This is a genomic window from Amycolatopsis sp. NPDC001319 (assembly GCF_042896185.1).
Classification (GTDB): domain Bacteria; phylum Actinomycetota; class Actinomycetes; order Mycobacteriales; family Pseudonocardiaceae; genus Amycolatopsis.
The window spans coordinates 73289-93521 of record NZ_JBIAWY010000005.1 but is presented as its reverse complement, the minus strand read 5'-3'; the positions used below and the strand labels follow the sequence as shown (position 1 = coordinate 93521).

Below are 20233 nucleotides of genomic sequence, written 5' to 3'. Positions count from 1 at the left end.
CGCCAAGCTGCTCGGCCGAGGCTGACCGGGAAACCTGCTCGTCGTCCGCGGACCTCGAAGCGGTGCCCGAGCTAGCGCACCTCGAAGACGTCGACCTTCACCGTCGACTGCGTGCGGGCGCCCCGGGCGACGGTGACCACGCGGTTGAGCCACTCGGTCCGCGGGCCGGCGGCTTCGAAGAGCAGGCATTCGCGGAAGTAGTACGAGTCCGGGTGGACGGCTTCGCCCGCTGCCATCCGCCGCAGGACGTCCGCGGGGCCGTGGCGCAGGCCGCGGCCGGTCAGGTAGACGAGGTCGTCGTGGTCGGTGCGCAGGGTTGCGCGCACGTCGATCTCGGCGACGCCGTCGGGGCGGACTAGCTGGAAGTCGGCGCCGCCGGGGAGGACCTCGCCGCTGAGGCGCTCTACAGCCGCCTCGACATCGCCTTCAACAACGGCGCCACGATCCAGCAACCCGGCCCGATGGACGGCCTGTCCGAGGCCGAGTTCGACCACGTCTACGCCGTGAACCTCAAGGGCGTGTGGCTCGCCATGGCCGCGGAGGTCGCCGTCATCCGCGCGACGGCGGGCACCGGCGCCATCGTGAACACGTCGTCGGTCGGCAGCCTGCGGGGCAACCCCGAGCTGCCCGCGTACGGCGCCATGAAACGAGCCGTCAACAGCCTCACCGAGTCCGCCGCCGTCACCTACGGACCGGAAGGCATCCGCGTCAACGCCATCACCCCGGGCAACACCCTCACCGAGATGATCCGCGCGTGGGAGGCTGAATCGCCGGGCCTGCAGGACCGCCTCGTCTCGGCGACGCCCCTGCGCCGCGGCGCCGACCCGACCGAAATCGCGGAAGCCGCGGCCTGGCTCCTGAGCGACCGCGCCTCCTACGTCACGGGCGCCATCCTCCGCGTCGACGGCGGCGCGGGAGTCTGAGCGGCGAATCCGCGCTCCGGCGACGCGATCCCCGGTATTCTCGGCCGATCGGCTCTCTGGGGGTGTCATGCGGAAGTCCCTGTGGTTCGCGCTGCCCGCGGCCGTCCTCGCGATGGCCGCGGTCGCCGCGCCGCTCGACGAGGACCCGGCCGTGGCGGCGGTGAAGCTCGACCCGGCGCTGAGCCTGGACCGCACGGCCTACGAGCCGGGTGCGGTGGTCCGGGGCACGCTCACGCTCACGAACGACACCGGCCGGCAGGTCGACGGAATCCAGGTGACGTGCGCGTCGGCGGATCCCTCGGATCGCATGGCGCTCAACGGGATCCAGACCGACCAGCCGCTGCAGGGCGGTTTCTCCGGAACACTGCGGGCGCACCAGACCATCACGGCGGGGCTGACCGGGCGGGTCACCGAGGACAGCGTGCGGCGCGGCGGGCTCGAGGCGACGTGCGTGGTCACCGCCGGGCGGTTCACCACGCTCAGCGGTGCGGCCGCGGGCGTGATCGGACCAGTCGTGCCGGTGACCGGGCACGTCGTCGAGGACGGCAAGCCGGTCGCGGGCGTCACCGTCGTCGCGGCGAGCCAGAGTCTCGCCACGCTCGACCGGACGTGGACCGCGGTCAGCGGCCCGGACGGCCGCTACCGGCTGTCCGGGCTGCGCGCGGGCTACTACCTGCTGAAGGTTCCCGGCCGCGCCGTCGAGAACGACTTCCTTTTTCTGGTCGCCGGCACGACGGCGGATCACGACGTCGTGCTCACCCGTGGCGAGTGAATGCCACGCCACGCTCCATAGTGGACAATTCCACGCGACGATTTCCCGCGTGGAGTTTTACGAAAAACCCACGAGCCGCCGTAGCGGTCACATGACGCTGAGTACTGGTCGATCACCCATCCCCAGGATCACCCCGAAGAGTGGTGACGCGAGCAATCTGCCAAGTAGGTGCAGGAACGACCTAGCGCAGAGTGAGAGAACCCGGCCAAAACCACAGCGTTACATCACTCTTTAGTGGTGAAATTGCGGAAAACGTGGTCACTGACTCGGCTGATCGACGCGCTGCGCAGTGGATCTTGCTTTGCAATTCCGGGCCCCCTTGATAGCGTCGCGTTCTCGCCGGTGATCGACAGTTGCGTCGGGTCACGCGTGGATTCGGGGATCCGCGGGCGGTTCCATTCTTGGTGTTCGAAAGGACAATTCATGCGTTCTGCCCTGCTGCGCGGACGGACCCTCGTGGTCGCCGCTCCAGCTCTCGCCCTGCTCGCCACCGCCGCCCCCTCGGCGGTCGCCGCCGACGCGCCCGCCGGGTCGGCCTACGGCGCGTCCGCGTCGGTCTCGCTGCTGGCGGGAGTGCTGGGGGACAAGGGAATCTCCGTGGAGACGGGCAAGATCGCGCCGTCGAACACGGACGGCCCCACGTCCGCGGAGGTCGTCAACGTGCCGCTGAAGGGCCTCGTCACAGCGAAGGCGATCAGTAGCTCCGCGAAGGAGACCGACGGCAAGGTGGCCTCCAAGGCCTCCATCGTCGACGCCGCGCTGCCCGTGCTCGCCCCGCTCGCGGGCGCCACGCCGAAGGCGCGCGTGATCAGCTCCGAGTGCACGTCGACGCCCGACGGCATCACCGCGTCGTCCGAGCTCGCGGGCCTGGACCTCGGCCGCATCGGCAAGCTGCCCGTGGGCACCGCGCCGAACCAGAAGATCGGCGTGCCCGGGGTGGTGCAGGTGATCGTGAACGAGCAGATCAAGCACGACGACGGCTCCCTCACCGTCAACGCGCTGCACGTGAAGCTCCTCGGCGGCAAGGCCACCGGCGCGCTGGGCAGCGGTGACATCGTCCTCGCCTCCTCCACCTGCGCGAAGGTCGCCGCGACGCCGAGCACGCCCACCCAGCCCACTGCCCCGGCCAAGCCGCCGGCCCAGGGCCCCGGCCAGGTCACCGTGATCCCGGCCGGCGCACCGGAGACCGGTGACGGCTCGCTCGCCACGGTGTTCGCTCAGTGAGTGGAGTGACCCGACGCCGGTACGGGCTCTTCGCCCTGCTGCTGGCCCTCGTCGCCACCTTCGCGCTGTCCGGCTGCGGCGCGGAATCGACGCCGGCCCAGCAGCCGGCGGCGCCCGCGAGCGCCGCGCCCGTGGTCGGGCTCGCCCGGTCGGTGCCGGTGTCGCTCGACGTGCCGAGCATCGACGCGCACTCCTCGCTCGTTCCGCTCGGCCTCAACGCCGACAAGACCGTCCAGGTCCCGCCCGTGACCGAACCACTGCAGGCGGGCTGGTACTCCAACAGCCCGACGCCGGGCCAGGTCGGCCCCGCCGTGGTGCTCGGGCACATCGACGGCAACCACCAGAAGGGCATCTTCTGGCGGCTGCACGAGGTGAAGAAGGGCGACCAGGTCGTGATCGGCCGCCAGGACGGGTCGAAGGCCACCTTCACCGTCACGAAGGTCGACCAGATCGCGAAGAAGGAATTCCCCACCGAAGCGGTCTACGGCAACACCACCGACCCGCAGATCCGCCTCATCACGTGCGGCGGGGCGTTCGACGCCGCCGCGCACAGCTACCTCGACAACATCATCGTCTACGGCACGCTCAACACGTAGGCGTCCCCGGACCAGGGCCCTGTCGTCTCGCGCTCGGGCGAGACGACAGGGCCCTGCTGCATCTCATGCTGCCGCGGCCACCGTCGTCAGCAGGGCGGCGCCTGCCGGCGTCAGCTCCGCCGGCACCTGCTGCCCGACGAGCCCGAGCCGCGCCGGGCGCACGAGTCCCTGGTGGGCCAGGGCGTGGGCGGTGAACTGGTCGCAGCAGGGCAGGCCGTCGACGAACAGGTCCGGTTCGGCGCTGCAGGTCACCCGCGCGCGCCCGGCGGCGACGGCCCGCAACATCGCGATCCCGCGTGAAGTGGTTCCCATGGCTGCCTCCTGAAGTCGGTCTCTAGTCCTACGTCGAAGCAGAGACGGCCGTTTCGACATCCCAGCCCCCTAACCTGGCGGGAGAAGCCGCAACGCGACCGGGAGCGCCCATGTTGATCGAAGACCTGCAAGCCGTCCTGCCGCCCGAGGTCCTCGTGCGCGACCCCGACGTGCTGCGCGGCTTCGCCCACGACGAGGCCGAGTGGGCTCCGTGGACGCTGCCCGAGGTCGTGGTCCGGCCGCGCTCGGCCGAGGACGTGCAGGCCGCGGTGAAGGTCTGCCTCAAGCACGGCACGCCCGTGGTCACGCGCGGCGCCGGCACCGGGCTGTCCGGCGGCGCCAACGCCGTGGCCGGCTGCGTCGTGCTCGTCACCGACCGCATGACGGCGATCCACGAGATCGACGCCGTCGAGCGCCTCGCCGTGGTCGGCCCCGGCGTGGTGAACGACGACCTGCGCGCCGCCTGCGCCGAACAGGGCCTCTGGTACCCGCCCGACCCGGCGAGCTCCCCGTGGTCGACGATCGGCGGCAACGTCGCCACCAACGCGGGCGGCGTGTGCTGCGTGAAGTACGGCGTGACCCGCGACTACGTGCTCGGCCTGCAAGTGGTCACGGGCACGGGTGAGCTCGTGCGGCTCGGGCGGCGCACCGCGAAGGGCGTGGCGGGCTACGACCTCGCCGGCCTGATGGTCGGCTCCGAGGGCACGCTCGGCGTGATCACCGAGATCACCGTGCGCCTGCGGGCCCAGCGCGCGCCCGAGAGCACCGTGGCCGGCTACTTCGACTCCACCGTCGCCGCGGGCGAGGCGGCCGCCGCGATCCGCGCGGCCGGCGTGGTGCCCTCGGCGCTGGAGCTGGTCGACCGCCACTGCCTCGTCGCCGTGGACGAGTGGAAGAACATGGGACTCTCGGCCGACGCGGAGGTGGTGCTGCTGGGCCGCAGCGACGCGCCGGGCGCGGCGGGGGAGCACGAGGCCGCCGTGATGCTCGAGTGCTTCGAGAAGGCGGGCGCCACCTGGGCGGCGCAGTCGTCGGACCAGGCGGAGGCCGACGCGTTGTTCGCCGCCCGGCGGCTGGCGTACCCGGCGCTGGAGCGGCTCGGCCCGCTGCTGACCGAGGACGTCTGCGTGCCCACCCACCTCGTGCCCGAGATGCTCGCGCGCATCGACCTCGCGGCGAAGCGGCACAACACGCTCATCGCCAACGTCGCGCACATCGGCGACGGCAACCTCCACCCGTTGCTCAGCACGCCGGCCGGCGACGAGGACGCGCGGCGGCGCGCGCAGGCCGCGTTCGACGACATCGTGGCCGACGCGCTGGCCCTCGGCGGCACCGTCACCGGCGAGCACGGCGTGGGCCTGCTCAAGCGGCCGGGGCTGGAAAACGAGCTCGGACCGGCGGTTCTGCAGATGCACCAGGCCGTGAAAAACGCGCTGGACCCGCACGGAATCCTCAATCCCGGGAAGGTTTTTGCTATTCACTCAGTCGAGTGAAAGTAAAGAGTCCGCAAAGGACAGTGATCGACCTGTGACGGTTCTCTCGTAACCGATTCACGAAGTTGGTTGCCACAGGCAAGCAACTTGCTTAGCCTAGCTAAGGGAACGAGAGAAAGGTTTCACTGTGGCCGAGCGCAGAACGTATTCACTCGCGGAACTGGGCCCGCGATACAAGTGGATCGCGCTGTCCAACACGACGCTGGGCATGCTGATCGCGACGATCAACTCGTCGATCGTGCTCATCGCGCTGCCCGACATCTTCAAGGGCATCGGGATCAACCCGCTGGAGCCGGCCAACACCAGCTACCTGCTGTGGATGATCATGGGCTTCCTGGTGGTCACCGCCGTACTGGTGGTGAGCTTCGGGCGGCTGGGGGACATGTACGGCCGGGCCAGGATGTACAACCTCGGCTTCGCGGTGTTCACCGTGTCGTCGATCTTCCTGGCCATCACCTGGTTCGACGGTGACGCGGCGGCGCTCTGGCTGATCGGCTGGCGCATCGTGCAGGGCATCGGCGGCGCGTTCCTGATGGCCAACTCGTCGGCCATCCTCACCGACGCGTTCCCGGCCAACCAGCGCGGTCTCGCGCTGGGCATGAACGGTGTCGCGGCTATCGCTGGTTCGTTCCTCGGCCTGGTCGTCGGCGGTGTGCTCGCGCCCGTCGACTGGAACCTGATCTTCCTGGTGTCGGTGCCCTTCGGCGTGGTCGGCACGATCTGGGCGTACGTGAAGCTGCACGACACCGGGGTGCGCAAGCACGCGAAGATGGACTGGTGGGGCAACATCACCTTCGCGGTCGGCCTCATCGCGGTGCTGGTGGGCATCACCTACGGCATCCAGCCCTACGGCTCGTCGCCGACCGGCTGGGGCAGCCCGATGGTGCTCTCGTGCCTCATCGGCGGCGTCGCGGTGCTGATCGCGTTCGTGGTCATCGAGACCAAGGTGGCCAACCCGCTGTTCCGGCTGTCGCTGTTCCGGATCCGCTCGTTCAGCTGGGGCAACCTGGCCAACCTCACCGCTTCGCTCGGCCGTGGTGGGCTGCAGTTCATCCTGATCATCTGGCTGCAGGGCATCTGGCTGCCGCAGCACGGCTACACCTTCGAGCAGACACCGCTGTGGGCCGGCATCTACATGCTGCCCATGACCGTCGGCTTCCTGGTGTCCGCGCCGACGGCCGGCATCCTGTCCGACCGCATCGGCAGCCGGCTGCTCGCGTCGAGCGGCCTGCTGATCACCGCGATCACCTTCCTGCTGCTGATCCTGCTGCCGGTGAACTTCAACTACTGGGCGTTCGCGGCGATCCTGCTCGTCAACGGCATCGGCATGGGCATGTTCTCCTCGCCCAACCGCGCCGAGGTGATGAACAGCCTGCCGGCCGACGCCCGCGGCTCCGGCGCGGGCATGATGACCACGTTCCAGAACGCGGCCATGGTGCTTTCGATCGGCTTCTTCTTCAGCCTGATCATCGCCGGCCTGTCGGACAACCTCCCGAACGCGATGTTCCAGGGCCTCACCGCCCACGGCGTGGCGGCCGGGCCGGCCAACCAGGTGGCGCACCTGCCCGCGGTGGCCGTGCTCTTCGCGGCGTTCCTCGGCTACAACCCGATCCAGCAGCTGCTGGGCGGCCAGCTGGGCAGCCTGCCGCCGGACCAGGCCTCGTTCCTGACCGGGCGCAGCTTCTTCCCGAACCTGATCTCGGGTCCGTTCCAGGACGGTCTGGCCGTGGCGTTCGGCTTCGCCATCGTGGTCTGCCTGATCGGCGCGGTCGCATCGCTGCTCACGAAGGACAAGGGCAAGGCTTCGGAATCGGTGGGTGAGGAGCTGGCCGCGGTCGCCGGGGAGTCCGGCGGCGGGCCGAGCGAGCTGGTGGCTCCGACCAGCGAACGCTGACCATTTCGGGTGCACGGGCCGTCCCGGGATTCGTTCCCGGGGCGGCCCTTTTTCACGCGGGGACGGGTTCTTTCACCGGGGTCGGCTCGGCGCGCTTCGCCGTGACCCGCCGGCCGAGCTCGATCATCGGCACCTCCACCCAGCGGTAGAGGAGATCGGCCATCAGCAGCGCGATGGCCGTGACACCGACCGCCGTGAGCGTGCGCGGGTGCGCCAGCTGCGGCACGAGCCCCGCGAGCGTCCAGCCGGCGATGGACTGGATGAGGTAGAGCGAGTACGACCGCTCCCCGACGAACCGCAGCGGTTTCACCGACAGCACCCGGCTCAGCGGCCCACCGGCCACGAGCGAGGGCAGCAGCAGCGCCACGAGCACCGCGTACGTCGTGCCGACGGCGACACCGCCGTCGTCGTGGAGGGCGACGGTGAGGTCGGTGAAGAACACCTGCACCACCACGATCACCGCGGCGACGGCGAAGCCCGCCGCCGGGTGCGTGAAGGGCCTCAGGACCGCGAACCCCTTGCGGTGGTGGAGAACGACGGCCATCGTGCAGCCGATCACGATCGACGCGTACGCACCGGAGTACGGCAGCACGGGCACCAGCGCGACGAGTGCCACGGCCAACCCTGCCGCGAACCCGAATCTCCGTGCGAAGCCCAGCCCGGCGACGCCGAACGCCAGCACCGGCCACACCAGGTAGAACTTCTGCTCGACGCCGAGCGTCCACGCCACCCCGAACACCCCGACGACGTGGAACTCGTTGAGGAACGTCGCGAACCAGGGGAGCGCCCCCAACAGGCCACTGGAGCGCAGCTCACCCCGGGCCGCCGTGACCACGACGAAGATCCCGAGCACCACGTAGTACACCGGCAGGATCCGGAACGCCCGCCGCAGGTAGAAGTTCTTGAGCGACACGCGGCCGGTGCGGTCCTCCTCGCGCAACGCCAGCGTCGTGATCAGGAACCCGGAGAGCACGAAGAACACGTGCACCCCGATCCACCCGTTCGCGCGCACCCACGCGCTGCCCCCGAAGTGGAACACCACCACCAGCACCGCGGCGATCGCCCGCACCCCGTCGAGCGCCGGGAACCGCCTGGTGGCGAGGTAGGTTTCGTGGGTCATCAGCATGAGTTCCCCCGGTCCGCCGCCCGACTGCTCGCGTACTGTAAACGGACTTGAGTGATATTCACTCTTTGGGGTGACTCGTGCAGGTCAGAGGTGGGTTCTAGGCCGCCCCCGACCGGGGGTTCATCGGCCGAACGACGCCGTCGCGATCTTCACCGGGTGCTTGGGCGCGCCGTCCAGCGGGCCGTTCGGGTCGGTCGGCACGATGCCGTCCTTCACCATGCGGTCGATGGCGTCCATGCCGCGCACGACCTTGCCCAGCACGGAGTACTGGGCGGGGATGTGGGCGAAGGAATGGACGATGAAGAACTCGCTCCCGTTCGTCCCCGGGCCCTGGTTGCCCATCGCGATCGTCCCGCGCTCGTAGGTCTCGGTGCCCGACACCTCGTCCGGGAACTTGTAGCCCGGGCCGCCCTTTTCGACTTCGTAGAGGTCGCCGCACTGGAGCACGCCGAGGCGCTCGGAGTCGGACAGGCGCCAGCACTGGGAGCGGTCGTAGAAGTGCTGCAGAACCAGCGACACCATGTTCGCCACCGCGCACGGAGCGGCGCCCGCGCGGTCCAAGCGCACGGTGACCGGTCCGTAGTTGAAATGGAACGTCACGTCGACCGTCCCGCGGGTCAGCGCGAACGGCAGGGGCCGGAGCACCGGACGGGCCGCCGGGTTGTCGGGCGTCGGCGTGAAGGTGCAGCGGACAACCGGAGCGGCGGCGGACTCAGCAGCCGCGGACTCAACAGCAGCGGACGCAGCAGTGGCCGGCACGGCGAACAACGCCACAGAGGCCCCGAACGACAAGGCCACGACCGAAAGAACAAGAGCGACCCAGCGTGACGTCATAGCCCCGCAAGGTAGCGAACGTGAACCTACTTGCGCCAGGCCGTGCGGCGCTTGCGGAAGTCGAGCACGAGCAACAGGGCGAGGAACGCGGCGAGGCCGATGAGCCACACGTTCTCGGTGTTGTTCTCGTGGTTGCCCTTGAGCATGAGCAGCAGGATGACGACGCTGACCCAGCCGGCGATGCGCGTGGCCTTCGGGAACGAGCCGTGCCAGCCCCACTCGGCCGACGGCTCGTCGCGCGGGTCCACCGCGGGGCGCTTCTCGATCGCCTTGCCTGCCACGATCACTCCTCCTGACCCGCTCAACCTCGTACGCCGCAATGATCCCACACCCCCGAGTGCTCCGCGGAGACGGGCCGCGGCTCGGCGGGCGATAATGGCGTGCGATGACTACCTCGCGAAGCGTCCTCGTGCTCGGCTCGACCGGGTCCGTCGGAGCCCAGGCCCTCGACGTCACCGCCCGCAACCCCCACCTGTTCACCGTTGCGGGCATCGCCGCCGGTGGCTCCGACCCGCAGGCGCTCGCCGCGCAGGCCCTGGCCCACGGTGTGGAGGCCGTGGCCGTGAGCCGCCCGACGGTGGTCGAAGACCTGCAGCTGGCGCTGTACGCGGAGGCACAGCGGCGCGGCTACTCGAAGGGCGAGTTCCGCATCCCGCGCATCTTCGCCGGCGCCGACGCCGTGACGGAGCTCATCGACGCCGTGAACGTCGACGTCGTGCTCAACGCCCTGCCCGGGTCGCAGGGCCTCCAGCCCACGCTCAAGGCCCTGGCCACCGGCTCGACGCTCGCGCTGGCCAACAAGGAGTCCCTCATCGCGGGCGGGCCGCTCGTGCTCGCGGCCGCGAAGCCGGGGCAGATCGTGCCGGTGGACTCCGAGCACTCGGCCATCGCGCAGGCCCTGCGCTCCGGCCGGGACGACGAGGTCGCGCGCCTGGTGCTCACGGCGTCGGGCGGGCCGTTCCGGGGCAAGAAGCGCGAGGACCTCGCCGACGTGACGATCGAGCAGGCGATGGCGCACCCGACGTGGTCCATGGGCCCGGTCATCACGATCAACTCGGCCACGCTCATCAACAAGGGCCTGGAGCTGATCGAGGCCGCGCTGCTGTTCGGCATCGAGCCCGCGCGCATCGACGTGACCGTGCACCCGCAGTCGATCATCCACTCGATGGTGACGTTCGTCGACGGCTCGACGATCGCCCAGGCCAGCCCGCCCGACATGCGGCTGCCGATCGCGCTCGCGCTGCACTGGCCCGAGCGCGTGCCCGGCGCCGCCGCGGCGTGCACGTGGGACACGGCCGCGAGCTGGACGTTCGAACCCCTCGACAACGAGGCCTTCCCGGCGGTCGAGCTGGCGCGCCACGCGGGCACCGTGGGCGGCTGCCTGCCGGCGGTCTACAACGCCGCGAACGAGGAGGCCGTGGCCGCCTTCCTCGCGCAGAACACCGGTTTCACGTCGATTGTGGACACTGTTTCCCAGGTGGTCGAAGCCGCCGACGAATGGCGTCGCGAACCGCGCGACGTCGAGGACGTACTCGCCGCCGAGCGCTGGGCTCGAGGGCGCGCAGGATCGATGCTGGGTAAGGGGAAGTAGCGCGTGCTCGCCTACATCATCGGGGTGGTGCTGTTCGCCCTGGGCATCTGCATCTCCGTCGCGCTGCACGAGGCCGGCCACATGGTCACGGCCAAGATGTTCGGCATGAAGGTCCGCCGGTACTTCATCGGCTTCGGGCCCACGATCTTCTCGTTCAAGCGCGGCGAGACCGAGTACGGCGCGAAGTGGATCCCGCTCGGCGGCTTCTGCGACATCGCCGGCATGACGGCGCTCGACGAGGTGACCCCGGACGAGGCGCCGCGCGCGATGTGGCGGTTCAAGACGTGGAAGCGCACCGTCGTGATGTCGGCGGGCTCGATCACGCACTTCATCCTCGGCTTCATCGTGCTGTACCTGATGTCGGTCACGATGGGCCTGCCGAACATCGCGGCCGCGTCGGAGCCGGTGCAGCCGGTCATCCAGAGCACCTCCTGCGCCCGCGCGGCCACCACCACGCAGCAGCTGAGCGACACCTCGTGTCCGCCCGGCGCGCCGACGCCGGCGGCGACGGCCGGAATCAAGGCGGGCGACAAGATCGTCTCCGTGGCGGGCAAGCCCACCGCGAGCTGGACCGACGTACTGCAGGTCGTGCAGGCCGCGAAGGGCCCCACGCCGATCTCCGTGCAGCGCGGCGGCCAGACCGTGAACCTGGTGGTCGACATTCCGCGCGTGCAGCGGCTGGGCACCGACGGCAAGGTGCACGAAGTCGGCATGATGGGCGCCTCCACGGTGATCCCGCCGGCCTACCTGCACTACAACGGCATCACGGGCATCGGCGCCACGTTCTCCTTCACCGGCGACATGTTCGCCCAGACCGCACAGCGCCTGGTGGAGTTTCCCGAGCGCATCCCCGCCGTGGTCAGCGCGATCTTCGGCGGCGAGCGCGACCCGAACACCCCGGTCAGCGTCGTCGGCGCGAGCCGGATCGGCGGCGAGGCCGTGGAGCAGGGCCTGTGGCAGATCTTCTTCTTCCTGCTGGCCAGCCTGAACTTCTTCATCGGCGTGTTCAACCTGCTGCCGCTGCTGCCGCTGGACGGCGGGCACATCGCCGTCGTCTGGTACGAGAAGGTGCGCGACTGGCTGCGCGGCCTGCGTGGCAAGGCGGCGGGCGGACCGGTCGACTACACCAAGCTTTCGGCCGTCACCATGGTGCTGGTCGTGATCGGCGGCGGAATCACTCTACTGACGGTCACAGCGGACATCGTGAACCCGATTCGCTTGCAGTAACCGGTCCCACCGGTCGGGTCACTACCCGGCCGGTGGGCCCCCGACCGGGGGTAACGCTGCTCACCGTGACGGTTGACTTCGTTGAAGCAGGGCCGGATGGAGTAGGTAGGCTGGGGACGTGACCGTCGCGCTAGGTATGCCTGCACTGCCGCCCCCCGTCCTCGCCGAGCGCCGCAAAACCCGCCAGCTCCACGTGGGTTCCGTCGGTGTCGGCAGCGACTTCCCCATCTCCGTCCAGTCGATGACGACGACGCTGACCTCCGACGTCAACGCCACCCTCCAGCAGATCGCCGAGCTCACCGCCGCCGGCTGCGACATCGTCCGTGTCGCGTGCCCGTCCGCCGACGACGCCGAGGCGCTGCCCGCGATCGCGAAGAAGTCGCAGATCCCGGTGATCGCCGACATCCACTTCCAGCCCAAGTACGTGTTCGCCGCCATCGAGGCCGGCTGCGCCGCCGTGCGCGTGAACCCGGGCAACATCCGCAAGTTCGACGACCAGGTCAAGGAGATCGCGCAGGCCGCGAAGGACCACGGCACGCCGATCCGGATCGGCGTCAACGCCGGTTCGCTCGACAAGCGCCTGCTCGAGAAGTACGGCAAGGCCACGCCCGAGGCGCTGGCCGAGTCGGCGATGTGGGAGGCCTCGCTCTTCGCCGAGCACGACTTCCACGACATCAAGATCTCGGTCAAGCACAACGACCCGGTGGTGATGGTCCGCGCGTACGAGCTGCTCGCCGAGCAGTGCGACTACCCGCTGCACCTCGGCGTCACCGAGGCCGGGCCCGCGTTCCAGGGCACGATCAAGTCGGCCGTCGCGTTCGGCGCTCTGCTGCGCCAGGGCATCGGCGACACCATCCGCGTTTCGCTCTCGGCCCCGCCGGTCGAAGAGGTCAAGGTCGGCGCGCAGATCCTGCAGTCGCTGAACCTGCGGCCGCGCAAGCTGGAGATCGTGTCGTGCCCGTCGTGCGGGCGCGCGCAGGTGGACGTCTACACGCTCGCCGACCAGGTCACGGCCGGTCTGGAGGGCATGGAGATCCCGCTGCGCGTCGCGGTCATGGGCTGCGTCGTCAACGGCCCCGGCGAGGCCCGCGAGGCCGACCTGGGTGTCGCGTCCGGCAACGGCAAGGGCCAGATCTTCGTGAAGGGCGAGGTCATCAAGACCGTGCCCGAGCACGCGATCGTGGAGACCCTGATCGAAGAGGCCATGCGCATCGCCGAGGAAGCCGGCGAGAGCATCGGCGAGGGTTCGCCGAGCGTCACGGTCGGCTGAGTTTTTCTCGGACCGGCCCCGCGCCTTCGGGTGCGGGGCCGGTTTTTTTCAGCCCTGCAGGTGGTGCTGGGCGGCGTCCTTGATCTGCATGCGCACGTTCTCCAGCGCCGCGGCGACCTCGTCGATCTGCTGGCTGGCCAGCTGGATCGCGCCCTGGATGGACGTGGCGGTGGACGTCTCGCCGAGCAGCCCGAGCACCTGCGACTGCAGGTCCTCCAGCTCGCCCTTCGTCGCGAGGGCGATGCCGGTGGGCACCGAGTCGGCCAGCAGTTCGAGTTGCTGGGCCTGCTCCTGGATGGTCACTGCCGCGTCCCTTCTCCGGTGGCCCCCGCTGTCCGTGGTAGCAGAAACCGGCGCCTTCCGGCCTACGCTGGTCAGGTGAGTCACAGCTGGGCCACCCGCTTGCCGCACCCGGTGCTGCGGCCGCTGGTCACGCGCTACATCGGCTACGCCCAGGACGACGTCACGTTGTCGGTCCACCGCGGCCTGCCGTCGCGGCACGTGACGCTGATCATCAGCCTGGAGCAGCCGATCCGCTTCGCCGGCCTGCCCGGCTCGGGCACGCTGCAGGCGCTGGTCGGCGGCCTGCACACCTCGCCGGCGCTCATCACGCAGGACCGGGTGCAGCGCGGCCTGCACATCGAACTGGATCCGCTGGGCGTGCGTTCCCTGCTCGGCGTGACGGCCGCGGAGCTGAGCGGGCGGGTCGTGGACCTGGCCGAGTTCGGCCGGCCGTGGGCTTCGTTGCCTTCGCGCCTCTTCGAAGCTGCGGACTGGCCCACGCGATTCGCCGTGCTGGACGAGGTGCTGGCTGCTTCGGCTGCTTCGGCGCCCCCTCCGGCTCCCGAGCTGGGCGAGGCTTGGCGGCTCCTGCGGGCGCGTTCGGGCGGCGTACGGGTGACGGACCTCGCCTCGTCGGTCGGCTGGAGCCGCCGGCACTTCGGCGAACGCTTCCGCGCGGAGGTCGGCCTGGCCCCCAAGCAGGTGGCGCGCGTGCTGCGCTTCGAACGCGCCGGCCGCCTCCTGCGCGCCGGCGCCTCGGACCTGGCCACGGTGGCCGTCGACGCCGGCTACTACGACCAGGCGCACCTGTCGAACGAATGGCGCGCTCTCGCGGGGTGCTCACCGCGGACGTGGATCGCCGAAGAGCTCCCGTTCCTCCAAGACGACTCGGTGCCCGCGGAACCAGACTCGACGGCATGACACCTCAACCGACAGTCTGGCCCGCCCTCCGCTACGACGACGCCCCCGCGGCCGTGCGCTTCCTCGTCGACGTCCTCGGCTTCGAGGAGACGCTGGTGGTCCCCGGTGGCGCCGAGCGCGCCATCGCCCACGCCGAGCTCCGCTGGCCCGAAGGCGGCGGCGTGATGCTCGGCAGCTGCGATGGCCCCGCCGACAACGTCCACGACGCCATGAAACCGGGCACCGGCGCGATCTACGTCGTCTCCGACCACGTGGACGCCATCCACACCCGCGTGGCCGCCTCCGGCGCCGACATCACCCTCGCCCCCCACGACACCGACTACGGCTCGCACACCTTCAGCCTGCGCGACCCGGAGGGCAACAGCTGGACGATCGGCACCTACCGGGGCGCGTGAGCGCCGCTTGGTGCTTGTGCTGTTCCTCGTCTTGCGCAGAGAACCGGGCGTTCGCGTCGGACCGAGCCTGCAGGCCTCGATCACGGCCGGAGTTGTCCATACCGTCGCCGAGTTGTGGACAACTCGGCCGGTTCGGAACTTGGCCACGGGTTTTGTCGGGGGCGGGCGATAGAATGGACGAGGGACGCCCCCTTGCGAGGGCGGGGGTTTGTCCCGTCGGCCCCGAGCCTCGAAACCCGGCCGCCGGCGCGCCGCGACCGGCTACTGGACCGGTCGTTCGAACGTCACCAACAGTCCGTCCACCCCTCCAGGTCCCACCCGGCCCTTCACGTCAGCCGAGGTGATGGTCTTCAGTTGCCATCCGTCGCTGGCCTCGTCGTTGAGGAGGCGTTCCAGCTTGTCGCCGGACATTTTGCCGCCCAGCATCTTCTCGCGGAGTTCGACGACCTTGTACGTGTAGCGCTGCATACGTCCGATTGTGCCGTTCATCTGAGCGTGTCGGTGGGCTTGCGTTCCGTTCATCCGCGTCATCTGGCACTCTGGACACTGTGTTGCGGCTTGCAGGTGCACGGCTGCTCGACGATCGGGACTATCCGGCAGTGCGCGCCGCACTGGCCGCCGACCCGGTGAGCAGCTGCATGGTCAGCGCCAGGGTCGAGGCCGCGGGCCTCGACCCGTGGCGGCTTGGTGGCGAGCTCTGGGCTTCCGACGGCCGCCCGGGGCGGTCCACGCGGTTCCAGGGGTTGTGTTTTGCCGGCCCGAACCTGATTCCGTTGCGCGGCAACGCGTCGGCGTTGCGGTCGTTCGCGGACCGGGCGTTGCGCCGCCAGCGCACATGCTCGTCGCTCGTCGGGCCGGCCGAGCAGGTGCTGGGGTTGTGGGACGAGCTGTCGAGCGAGTGGGGGCCCGCCCGCGAAGTGCGGGGTGACCAGCCGCTGATGGCGCTCGACGGCAGCCCGCACGTGAAAGCCGACCCGCACGTGCGCGCGGTGCGGCCCGACGAGCTGGACCGCTACCTGCCCGCGGCCGTCGCGATGTTCATCGAGGAGGTGGGCGTCGACCCGCGCAGCGGCGACGGCGGCGCCAGCTACCGCGCCCGCGTGAGCGAGTTGATCGCCACCGGACGGGCGTTCGCCCGGTTCGAAGACGGCGAGGTCGTGTTCAAGGCCGAGATCGGCGCGATGTCGGCCGGCGTCGGCCAGATCCAGGGCGTGTGGGTGCACCCGGAGCGCCGCAGCGCGGGCTTGGGCACCGCGGGCACGGCCGCGGTCGTCAACCGGCTCGTCCACGGCCTCGGCCGCACCGCGAGCCTCTACGTCAACGCGTTCAACAGCCCCGCCCTCGCCGCGTACCGCCGGATCGGGTTCCAGCAGGTCGGCCAGTACGCGACCGTCCTGTTCTGAACCCGATTCGCCCTTCCGGGTCGGCGTTTCGGCCCGGAACGCGCCCGCCGGGCTGGTTCGATCCGACGCATGGCACCTGGTCGGCACCCGCACCGTCGACACCGCGCAGCGGCCCTGACCGCCGCCGTCGCGACCGTCCTGCCGCTCGCCGGCTGCGGCCTGTTCTCCTCCGACGGACCCGAAGACACCCTCGCCGCCTTCCTCACCGCCGTCAGCACCGGTGACGTCGCCGCGGCCGCCGCGCGCACCGACTCACCCGACGCCGCGAAGATCCTGCTCACCCAGGTTCGCACCGCGCTCAAACCCGAGTCGATCGAGGCGAGCGAGGAGACCGTGAAGCAGTCGGGCGACAACGCCACCGGCGGCTACCGCCTCACCTGGCACCTGCCCAAGGGCCGCACCTGGAGCTACACCTCCGACGCCCAGCTGCGCTCGGCCGAAGACGGCTGGCAGGTGCACTGGCAGCCCACCGTCGTGCACCCGCAGCTGGCGCCGTCGCAGAGCATCGCGATCGTGGCCGACCCGGCCGAACCCGCGCCGGTGCTCGACCGCGACGGCTTCCCGCTGCTGCGCCCGCAGACCGTGATCGGCGTCGTCGTGGACCCGGCGAAGACGGGCAACACCACGGCCGTCGCCAGCAAGCTCGGCTCGGCACTGCACCGCTTCGAGCCGACGGTGACCGGCCGCTCCGTGCTCGACGGCATCAAGGCCACCAAACCCGGTGCCGCCTACCCCGTGCTGTCCTTGCGCGACACCGACTACGAGCAGGTCAAGCCCACCATCTACGACCTGCCCGGCGTCCGCTTCACGAGCCAGGAACGCCTCCTGCCCGACAACCGCGACACCGGCCGCCAGATCCTGCCCGCGCTGCGCTCGATGGTCGAGCAGCAGGCCGCGGGCGGCGCGGGCTGGCGGATCGTCTCGCTCGACGTCACCGGCAGCGAGGCCAGCGAGCTCGACGCCGTGCCGCCCAAGGAGCCGCCGGCCGTCACGAGCACGCTCAGCACGCACATCCAGACCGCCGCCGAGAAGGCCCTGGCACCGGTGAAGCCCGCCGCGGCCATCGTGGCGCTGCAGCCGTCGACGGGGCAGCTGCTGGCCGTCGCCCAGAACGAGCCCGCCGACGAACAGGGACCGCTCGCGCTCACCGGCCGCTTCCCGCCGGGGTCGACGTTCAAGATCGTCACCGCGACGGCCGCGCTCACGGCCGGCCGCGTTAAGGTCGACTCACCGGTCGCCTGCCCGGGCACGGTGACGTTCGCCGGCCGCGTGGTGCCCAACGAAGGCCGCTTCGACCTCGGTACGGTGCCGCTGGCCAAGGCGTTCGCGCAGTCGTGCAACACGACGTTCGCCCAGCTGTCGGCCGACCTCTCGCCGACGGCACTCACCGACGCGGCGCGCTCGCTCGGCATCGGCGCCGACTTCGTGATCCCCGGCCTGACGACCGTCACCGGGTCGGCGCCGAAGGCCGATTCCGTGGTGCAGCGGGCGGAAAACGGCTTCGGGCAGGGGACCGTGGTCACGAGCCCGTTCGGGATGGCGCTCGCCGCCGCGGCCGTGCAGTCCGGAAAAGTCCCCGTTCCGACGCTGGTGCGCGGCCAGCCCGCCAAGGTGAGCGGCCTCGGCCCGGCGCCGCGGCCGGAGGTGCTCGACGCCGTGCGCTCGATGATGCGCGACGTCGTGACCACCGGCACAGCCACCGCCCTGCGTGATCTGCCCGACGTGCGCGGGAAGACCGGCACGGCCCAGTTCGGCGACGGCACGCACTCCCACGGCTGGTTCGTCGGCTACCAGGGCGACCTGGCGTTCGCGGTACTGCTCACCGACGCCGGCTCGTCGAAACCGGCCGTCGACGCCGCCCACCGGTTCCTCGCGGGCGTGGCCGCGAAGTGACGTCGTAGTCTGGAGGGCATGTCCGTTCGTGCCCCGTTGAAGCCCGGCGTCCAGACTCCGCGCCGCGCCGTTCCCGCCGACATCGCCCGCCCCGAGTACGTCGACCGGCCGGCGCCGAAGCGGGACACCGGCAACGGTGTGCGCACGCCCGAGGTGATCGAGGCCATGCGCGTGGCGTCGAGGATCGCCGCACAGGCGCTGGAGGAGGGCGGCAAGGCCGTCAAGCCCGGCGCGAGCACCGACGACATCGACAAGGTCGTGCACGAGTTCCTGCTCGACCACCACGCCTACCCGTCGACGCTGGGCTACCGCGCGTTCCCGAAGTCGTGCTGCACCTCGCTCAACGAGGTGATCTGCCACGGCATCCCCGACTCGACCGTGATCGAGGACGGCGACATCTGCAACATCGACGTCACCGCCTTCATCGGCGGCGTCCACGGCGACTGCAACGCCACCTTCCTCGCCGGCGACGTCTCCGAAGAGGCGAAGCTGCTCGTCGAGCGCACTCGCGAGGCCACGGCGCGCGCCATCAAGGCGGTGCGCCCCGGCCGGCAGCTGAACGTGATCGGCCGCGTGATCGAGGCGTACGCCAAGCGCTTCGGCTACGGCGTGGTGCGCGACTTCACCGGCCACGGCGTCGGCCCGGCGTTCCACACCGCGCCGACGGTGCTGCACTACGAGGAGCCCTCGGTCCACACGCTGATCGAGGAGGGCATGACCTTCACGATCGAGCCGATGATCACCCTCGGCACCATCGACTACGACGTGTGGGATGACAACTGGACCGTGACCACGAAGGACAAGAAGTGGACGGCCCAGTTCGAGCACACCCTCGTGGTCACGGCCGACGGCGCGGAGATCCTCACGCTCCCGTGAGGTGCGCGGCCCGGGCCAGCTGAGCGGGGTCGGCCTTGCTCTTCGGCGCCGGTGCCTTGGCACTGCCCTGCACGCCGAGCTCCTGCGCGATCAGGCCGGCCTCGGCTTCCATCCCGGCTTTGAACGGGTGGTAGGCCACGGCCTCGAAGACGTTGGTGCTCTGGCCGTTGACCCACGCGGCGCGGCCGGCGCACGCGTCGTGGCCGAGGCTGGGGCCATAGGTGTCGACGAAGTGCACGCCTTCGCTCTGTGCGGCTTCTTCGATGGCGGCGTTGAGCTTCTGCTCGATGCCGTCCGCCCACGCGTAGTCGCCGTCGGCGAACGGGATCACGCTCGGGCACGTGCCCGTGGGCGGCAGCAGGCGCGGGTAACCGACGAGCACGATCGTCGCGGCGGGGGAGCGGTCCTTCACGCCTTGCACGACCTTCGCGACGTTGCGGCCGGTCGCCTGCACCGCGGCGGCCATGGTGTCCACGCCGTCCACGGTGTAGTGCTCCTGGCAGGGCGCGCCGGTCGGGTCGTCGGCGCGCAGCGTGGGGCAGGTGCCGGTGAGGTCGCCGAAGACGCTGTCGTCGTTGCCACCGATGCCGATCGTGACCAGGTCGGTGTCGGCGTGCAGCGCGTCGAACTGCGGCTGTTGCGTCGAGAGCGGAATGCTCGGCGACGGCGTGACCTGCGGCTGCGTCATGTTCGACGTGTCGGCCGACGAGCAGCTGACGTCGGTGAACGCGCCGGCGGTGTCGTAGATCCCCAGCCGCGTCGCGAGCCAGGACGGGTAGTTGTTGTTCGACCGGAAACACCAGCTCAGCTGCTGCCACGGAATCAGCGGCCCGGCGGTGTACGAGTCACCGAGCGCGACGTACTTGCGGAACGACGGCGTACTGGCGGCCGTGGCGGTGGCACCGGCGACCAGCCCGGCAACCACGAGCAACACGACAAGGGGCGAACGGCGCACGAGGTGACCTCTTCGTCCGGGGGATGGTGATCGAACTCTCGCGCGGCGGCGGGACTGCCGCAACTTATCTGAGAGACTTTCACGTTCAAGTCTCACGCGGGCGGGTGAGGCTGTTCGTCGGTCGTGGCGGGGGCGCGGCCTCGGAGCCGGGTCGCTACCGCGAGAAGCGGCCGGGAGTGTCGCGCGGCCTTGGTGGTGCAGACCTGCCGGGAGCCGCTCGGGTCGCCGTGTGGCGAGCGATTTCGG

21 protein-coding genes and 1 pseudogene are annotated in these 20233 nt (G+C 70.4%); 14 read left to right on the top strand and 8 right to left on the bottom strand.

All coding sequences use genetic code 11. The features are described from left to right. Positions 1-71 precede the first annotated feature (71 nt). Positions 72-494: a DUF3237 family protein gene (locus ACFY1H_RS19640; RefSeq protein ID WP_386948097.1), complete on the bottom strand. Its 423-nt coding sequence runs from the start codon at positions 492-494 to the stop codon at positions 72-74. Between ACFY1H_RS19640 and ACFY1H_RS19635 the strand changes: the two are divergent. The 4 genes and pseudogenes from ACFY1H_RS19635 to ACFY1H_RS19620 form a co-directional block, all read left to right on the top strand. Further along, positions 396-923: pseudogene (locus ACFY1H_RS19635) on the top strand (SDR family NAD(P)-dependent oxidoreductase); the annotation flags it as partial. The gene ACFY1H_RS19640 and the pseudogene ACFY1H_RS19635 sit on opposite strands and share 99 nt — an antisense overlap. A 67-nt stretch (positions 924-990) precedes the next feature. Next, a complete protein-coding gene (locus tag ACFY1H_RS19630; protein ID WP_386948094.1) occupies positions 991-1695 on the top strand; it encodes a carboxypeptidase-like regulatory domain-containing protein in 705 nt (234 codons plus the stop codon). A gap of 423 nt (positions 1696-2118) precedes the next feature. After that, positions 2119-2919, top strand: a complete 801-nt coding sequence (locus ACFY1H_RS19625) for a choice-of-anchor P family protein (protein ID WP_366580969.1) — start codon at positions 2119-2121, stop codon at positions 2917-2919. A gap of 5 nt (positions 2920-2924) precedes the next feature. Beyond that, positions 2925-3515: a class F sortase gene (locus tag ACFY1H_RS19620; protein ID WP_366580971.1), complete on the top strand. Its 591-nt coding sequence runs from the start codon at positions 2925-2927 to the stop codon at positions 3513-3515. A 63-nt stretch (positions 3516-3578) separates the two neighbouring features. Here the strand turns inward: ACFY1H_RS19620 and ACFY1H_RS19615 are convergent, their stop codons facing one another. Then, complete coding sequence (locus ACFY1H_RS19615; protein ID WP_366580973.1) at positions 3579-3827, bottom strand: hypothetical protein; 249 nt, start codon at positions 3825-3827, stop codon at positions 3579-3581. Between the two features lie 110 nt (positions 3828-3937). On the opposite strand from ACFY1H_RS19615, the gene ACFY1H_RS19610 reads away from it, so the two are divergent. Then, positions 3938-5320, top strand: coding sequence for an FAD-binding oxidoreductase (locus ACFY1H_RS19610; protein ID WP_386948089.1), 1383 nt, complete (start codon positions 3938-3940; stop codon positions 5318-5320). A gap of 127 nt (positions 5321-5447) precedes the next feature. Continuing rightward, a complete protein-coding gene (locus tag ACFY1H_RS19605; protein WP_366580977.1) occupies positions 5448-7214 on the top strand; it encodes an MFS transporter in 1767 nt (588 codons plus the stop codon). 52 nt (positions 7215-7266) lie between these two features. Here ACFY1H_RS19605 and ACFY1H_RS19600 read toward each other — a convergent pair whose 3' ends face one another. The 3 genes from ACFY1H_RS19600 to ACFY1H_RS19590 all read right to left on the bottom strand — a co-directional run bounded on the left by ACFY1H_RS19600 (position 7267) and on the right by ACFY1H_RS19590 (position 9455). Next, positions 7267-8334, bottom strand: coding sequence for an acyltransferase (locus tag ACFY1H_RS19600; RefSeq protein ID WP_366580979.1), 1068 nt, complete (start codon positions 8332-8334; stop codon positions 7267-7269). A 126-nt stretch (positions 8335-8460) separates the two neighbouring features. After that, positions 8461-9174 (bottom strand): peptidylprolyl isomerase, encoded by a 714-nt coding sequence (locus ACFY1H_RS19595; RefSeq protein ID WP_386948085.1) that lies wholly within the window; start codon positions 9172-9174, stop codon positions 8461-8463. A 26-nt stretch (positions 9175-9200) separates the two neighbouring features. Then, entirely contained in the window at positions 9201-9455 is a 255-nt protein-coding gene (locus ACFY1H_RS19590; RefSeq protein WP_366580983.1) for a DUF2631 domain-containing protein, read from the bottom strand. Positions 9456-9559: 104 nt separating this feature from the next. On the opposite strand from ACFY1H_RS19590, the gene dxr reads away from it, so the two are divergent. From dxr to ispG, 3 genes are all read left to right on the top strand, one after another. Beyond that, complete coding sequence (gene dxr / locus ACFY1H_RS19585) at positions 9560-10765, top strand: 1-deoxy-D-xylulose-5-phosphate reductoisomerase (RefSeq protein ID WP_386948083.1); 1206 nt, start codon at positions 9560-9562, stop codon at positions 10763-10765. Between the two features lie 3 nt (positions 10766-10768). Beyond that, entirely contained in the window at positions 10769-11992 is a 1224-nt protein-coding gene (locus ACFY1H_RS19580; protein WP_386948080.1) for a M50 family metallopeptidase, read from the top strand. A gap of 118 nt (positions 11993-12110) precedes the next feature. Beyond that, on the top strand, positions 12111-13262 hold the full coding sequence (gene ispG / locus ACFY1H_RS19575; protein WP_366580989.1) for a flavodoxin-dependent (E)-4-hydroxy-3-methylbut-2-enyl-diphosphate synthase: 1152 nt from the start codon (positions 12111-12113) through the stop codon (positions 13260-13262). A gap of 48 nt (positions 13263-13310) precedes the next feature. Here ispG and ACFY1H_RS19570 read toward each other — a convergent pair whose 3' ends face one another. After that, positions 13311-13565: a hypothetical protein gene (locus ACFY1H_RS19570; RefSeq protein WP_220237842.1), complete on the bottom strand. Its 255-nt coding sequence runs from the start codon at positions 13563-13565 to the stop codon at positions 13311-13313. Between the two features lie 75 nt (positions 13566-13640). Here ACFY1H_RS19570 and ACFY1H_RS19565 point away from each other — a divergent pair, with 75 nt between their 5' ends. Then, complete coding sequence (locus ACFY1H_RS19565; protein ID WP_386948075.1) at positions 13641-14465, top strand: helix-turn-helix domain-containing protein; 825 nt, start codon at positions 13641-13643, stop codon at positions 14463-14465. After that, on the top strand, positions 14462-14860 hold the full coding sequence (locus ACFY1H_RS19560; protein WP_386948073.1) for a VOC family protein: 399 nt from the start codon (positions 14462-14464) through the stop codon (positions 14858-14860). Before ACFY1H_RS19565 ends, ACFY1H_RS19560 begins: the two co-directional genes overlap by 4 nt. A 261-nt stretch (positions 14861-15121) precedes the next feature. On the opposite strand, the gene ACFY1H_RS19555 is transcribed toward ACFY1H_RS19560, so the two are convergent. Next, positions 15122-15328: a DUF4177 domain-containing protein gene (locus ACFY1H_RS19555; protein ID WP_366580997.1), complete on the bottom strand. Its 207-nt coding sequence runs from the start codon at positions 15326-15328 to the stop codon at positions 15122-15124. 80 nt (positions 15329-15408) lie between these two features. On the opposite strand from ACFY1H_RS19555, the gene ACFY1H_RS19550 reads away from it, so the two are divergent. The 3 genes from ACFY1H_RS19550 to map all read left to right on the top strand — a co-directional run bounded on the left by ACFY1H_RS19550 (position 15409) and on the right by map (position 19032). Continuing rightward, positions 15409-16263, top strand: a complete 855-nt coding sequence (locus tag ACFY1H_RS19550; protein ID WP_366580999.1) for a GNAT family N-acetyltransferase — start codon at positions 15409-15411, stop codon at positions 16261-16263. 69 nt (positions 16264-16332) lie between these two features. Beyond that, positions 16333-18156 carry a penicillin-binding transpeptidase domain-containing protein gene (locus tag ACFY1H_RS19545; RefSeq protein WP_386948069.1) on the top strand — a complete coding sequence of 608 codons (1824 nt, stop codon included), beginning with the start codon at positions 16333-16335 and terminating at the stop codon, positions 18154-18156. Positions 18157-18174: 18 nt separating this feature from the next. Further along, positions 18175-19032 (top strand): type I methionyl aminopeptidase, encoded by an 858-nt coding sequence (gene map, locus ACFY1H_RS19540; RefSeq protein ID WP_285969430.1) that lies wholly within the window; start codon positions 18175-18177, stop codon positions 19030-19032. Here map and ACFY1H_RS19535 read toward each other — a convergent pair. Next, a complete protein-coding gene (locus ACFY1H_RS19535) occupies positions 19019-19987 on the bottom strand; it encodes an SGNH/GDSL hydrolase family protein (RefSeq protein ID WP_386948065.1) in 969 nt (322 codons plus the stop codon). The two genes, map and ACFY1H_RS19535, sit on opposite strands and share 14 nt — an antisense overlap. Between the last annotated feature and the right edge of the window lie 246 nt (positions 19988-20233).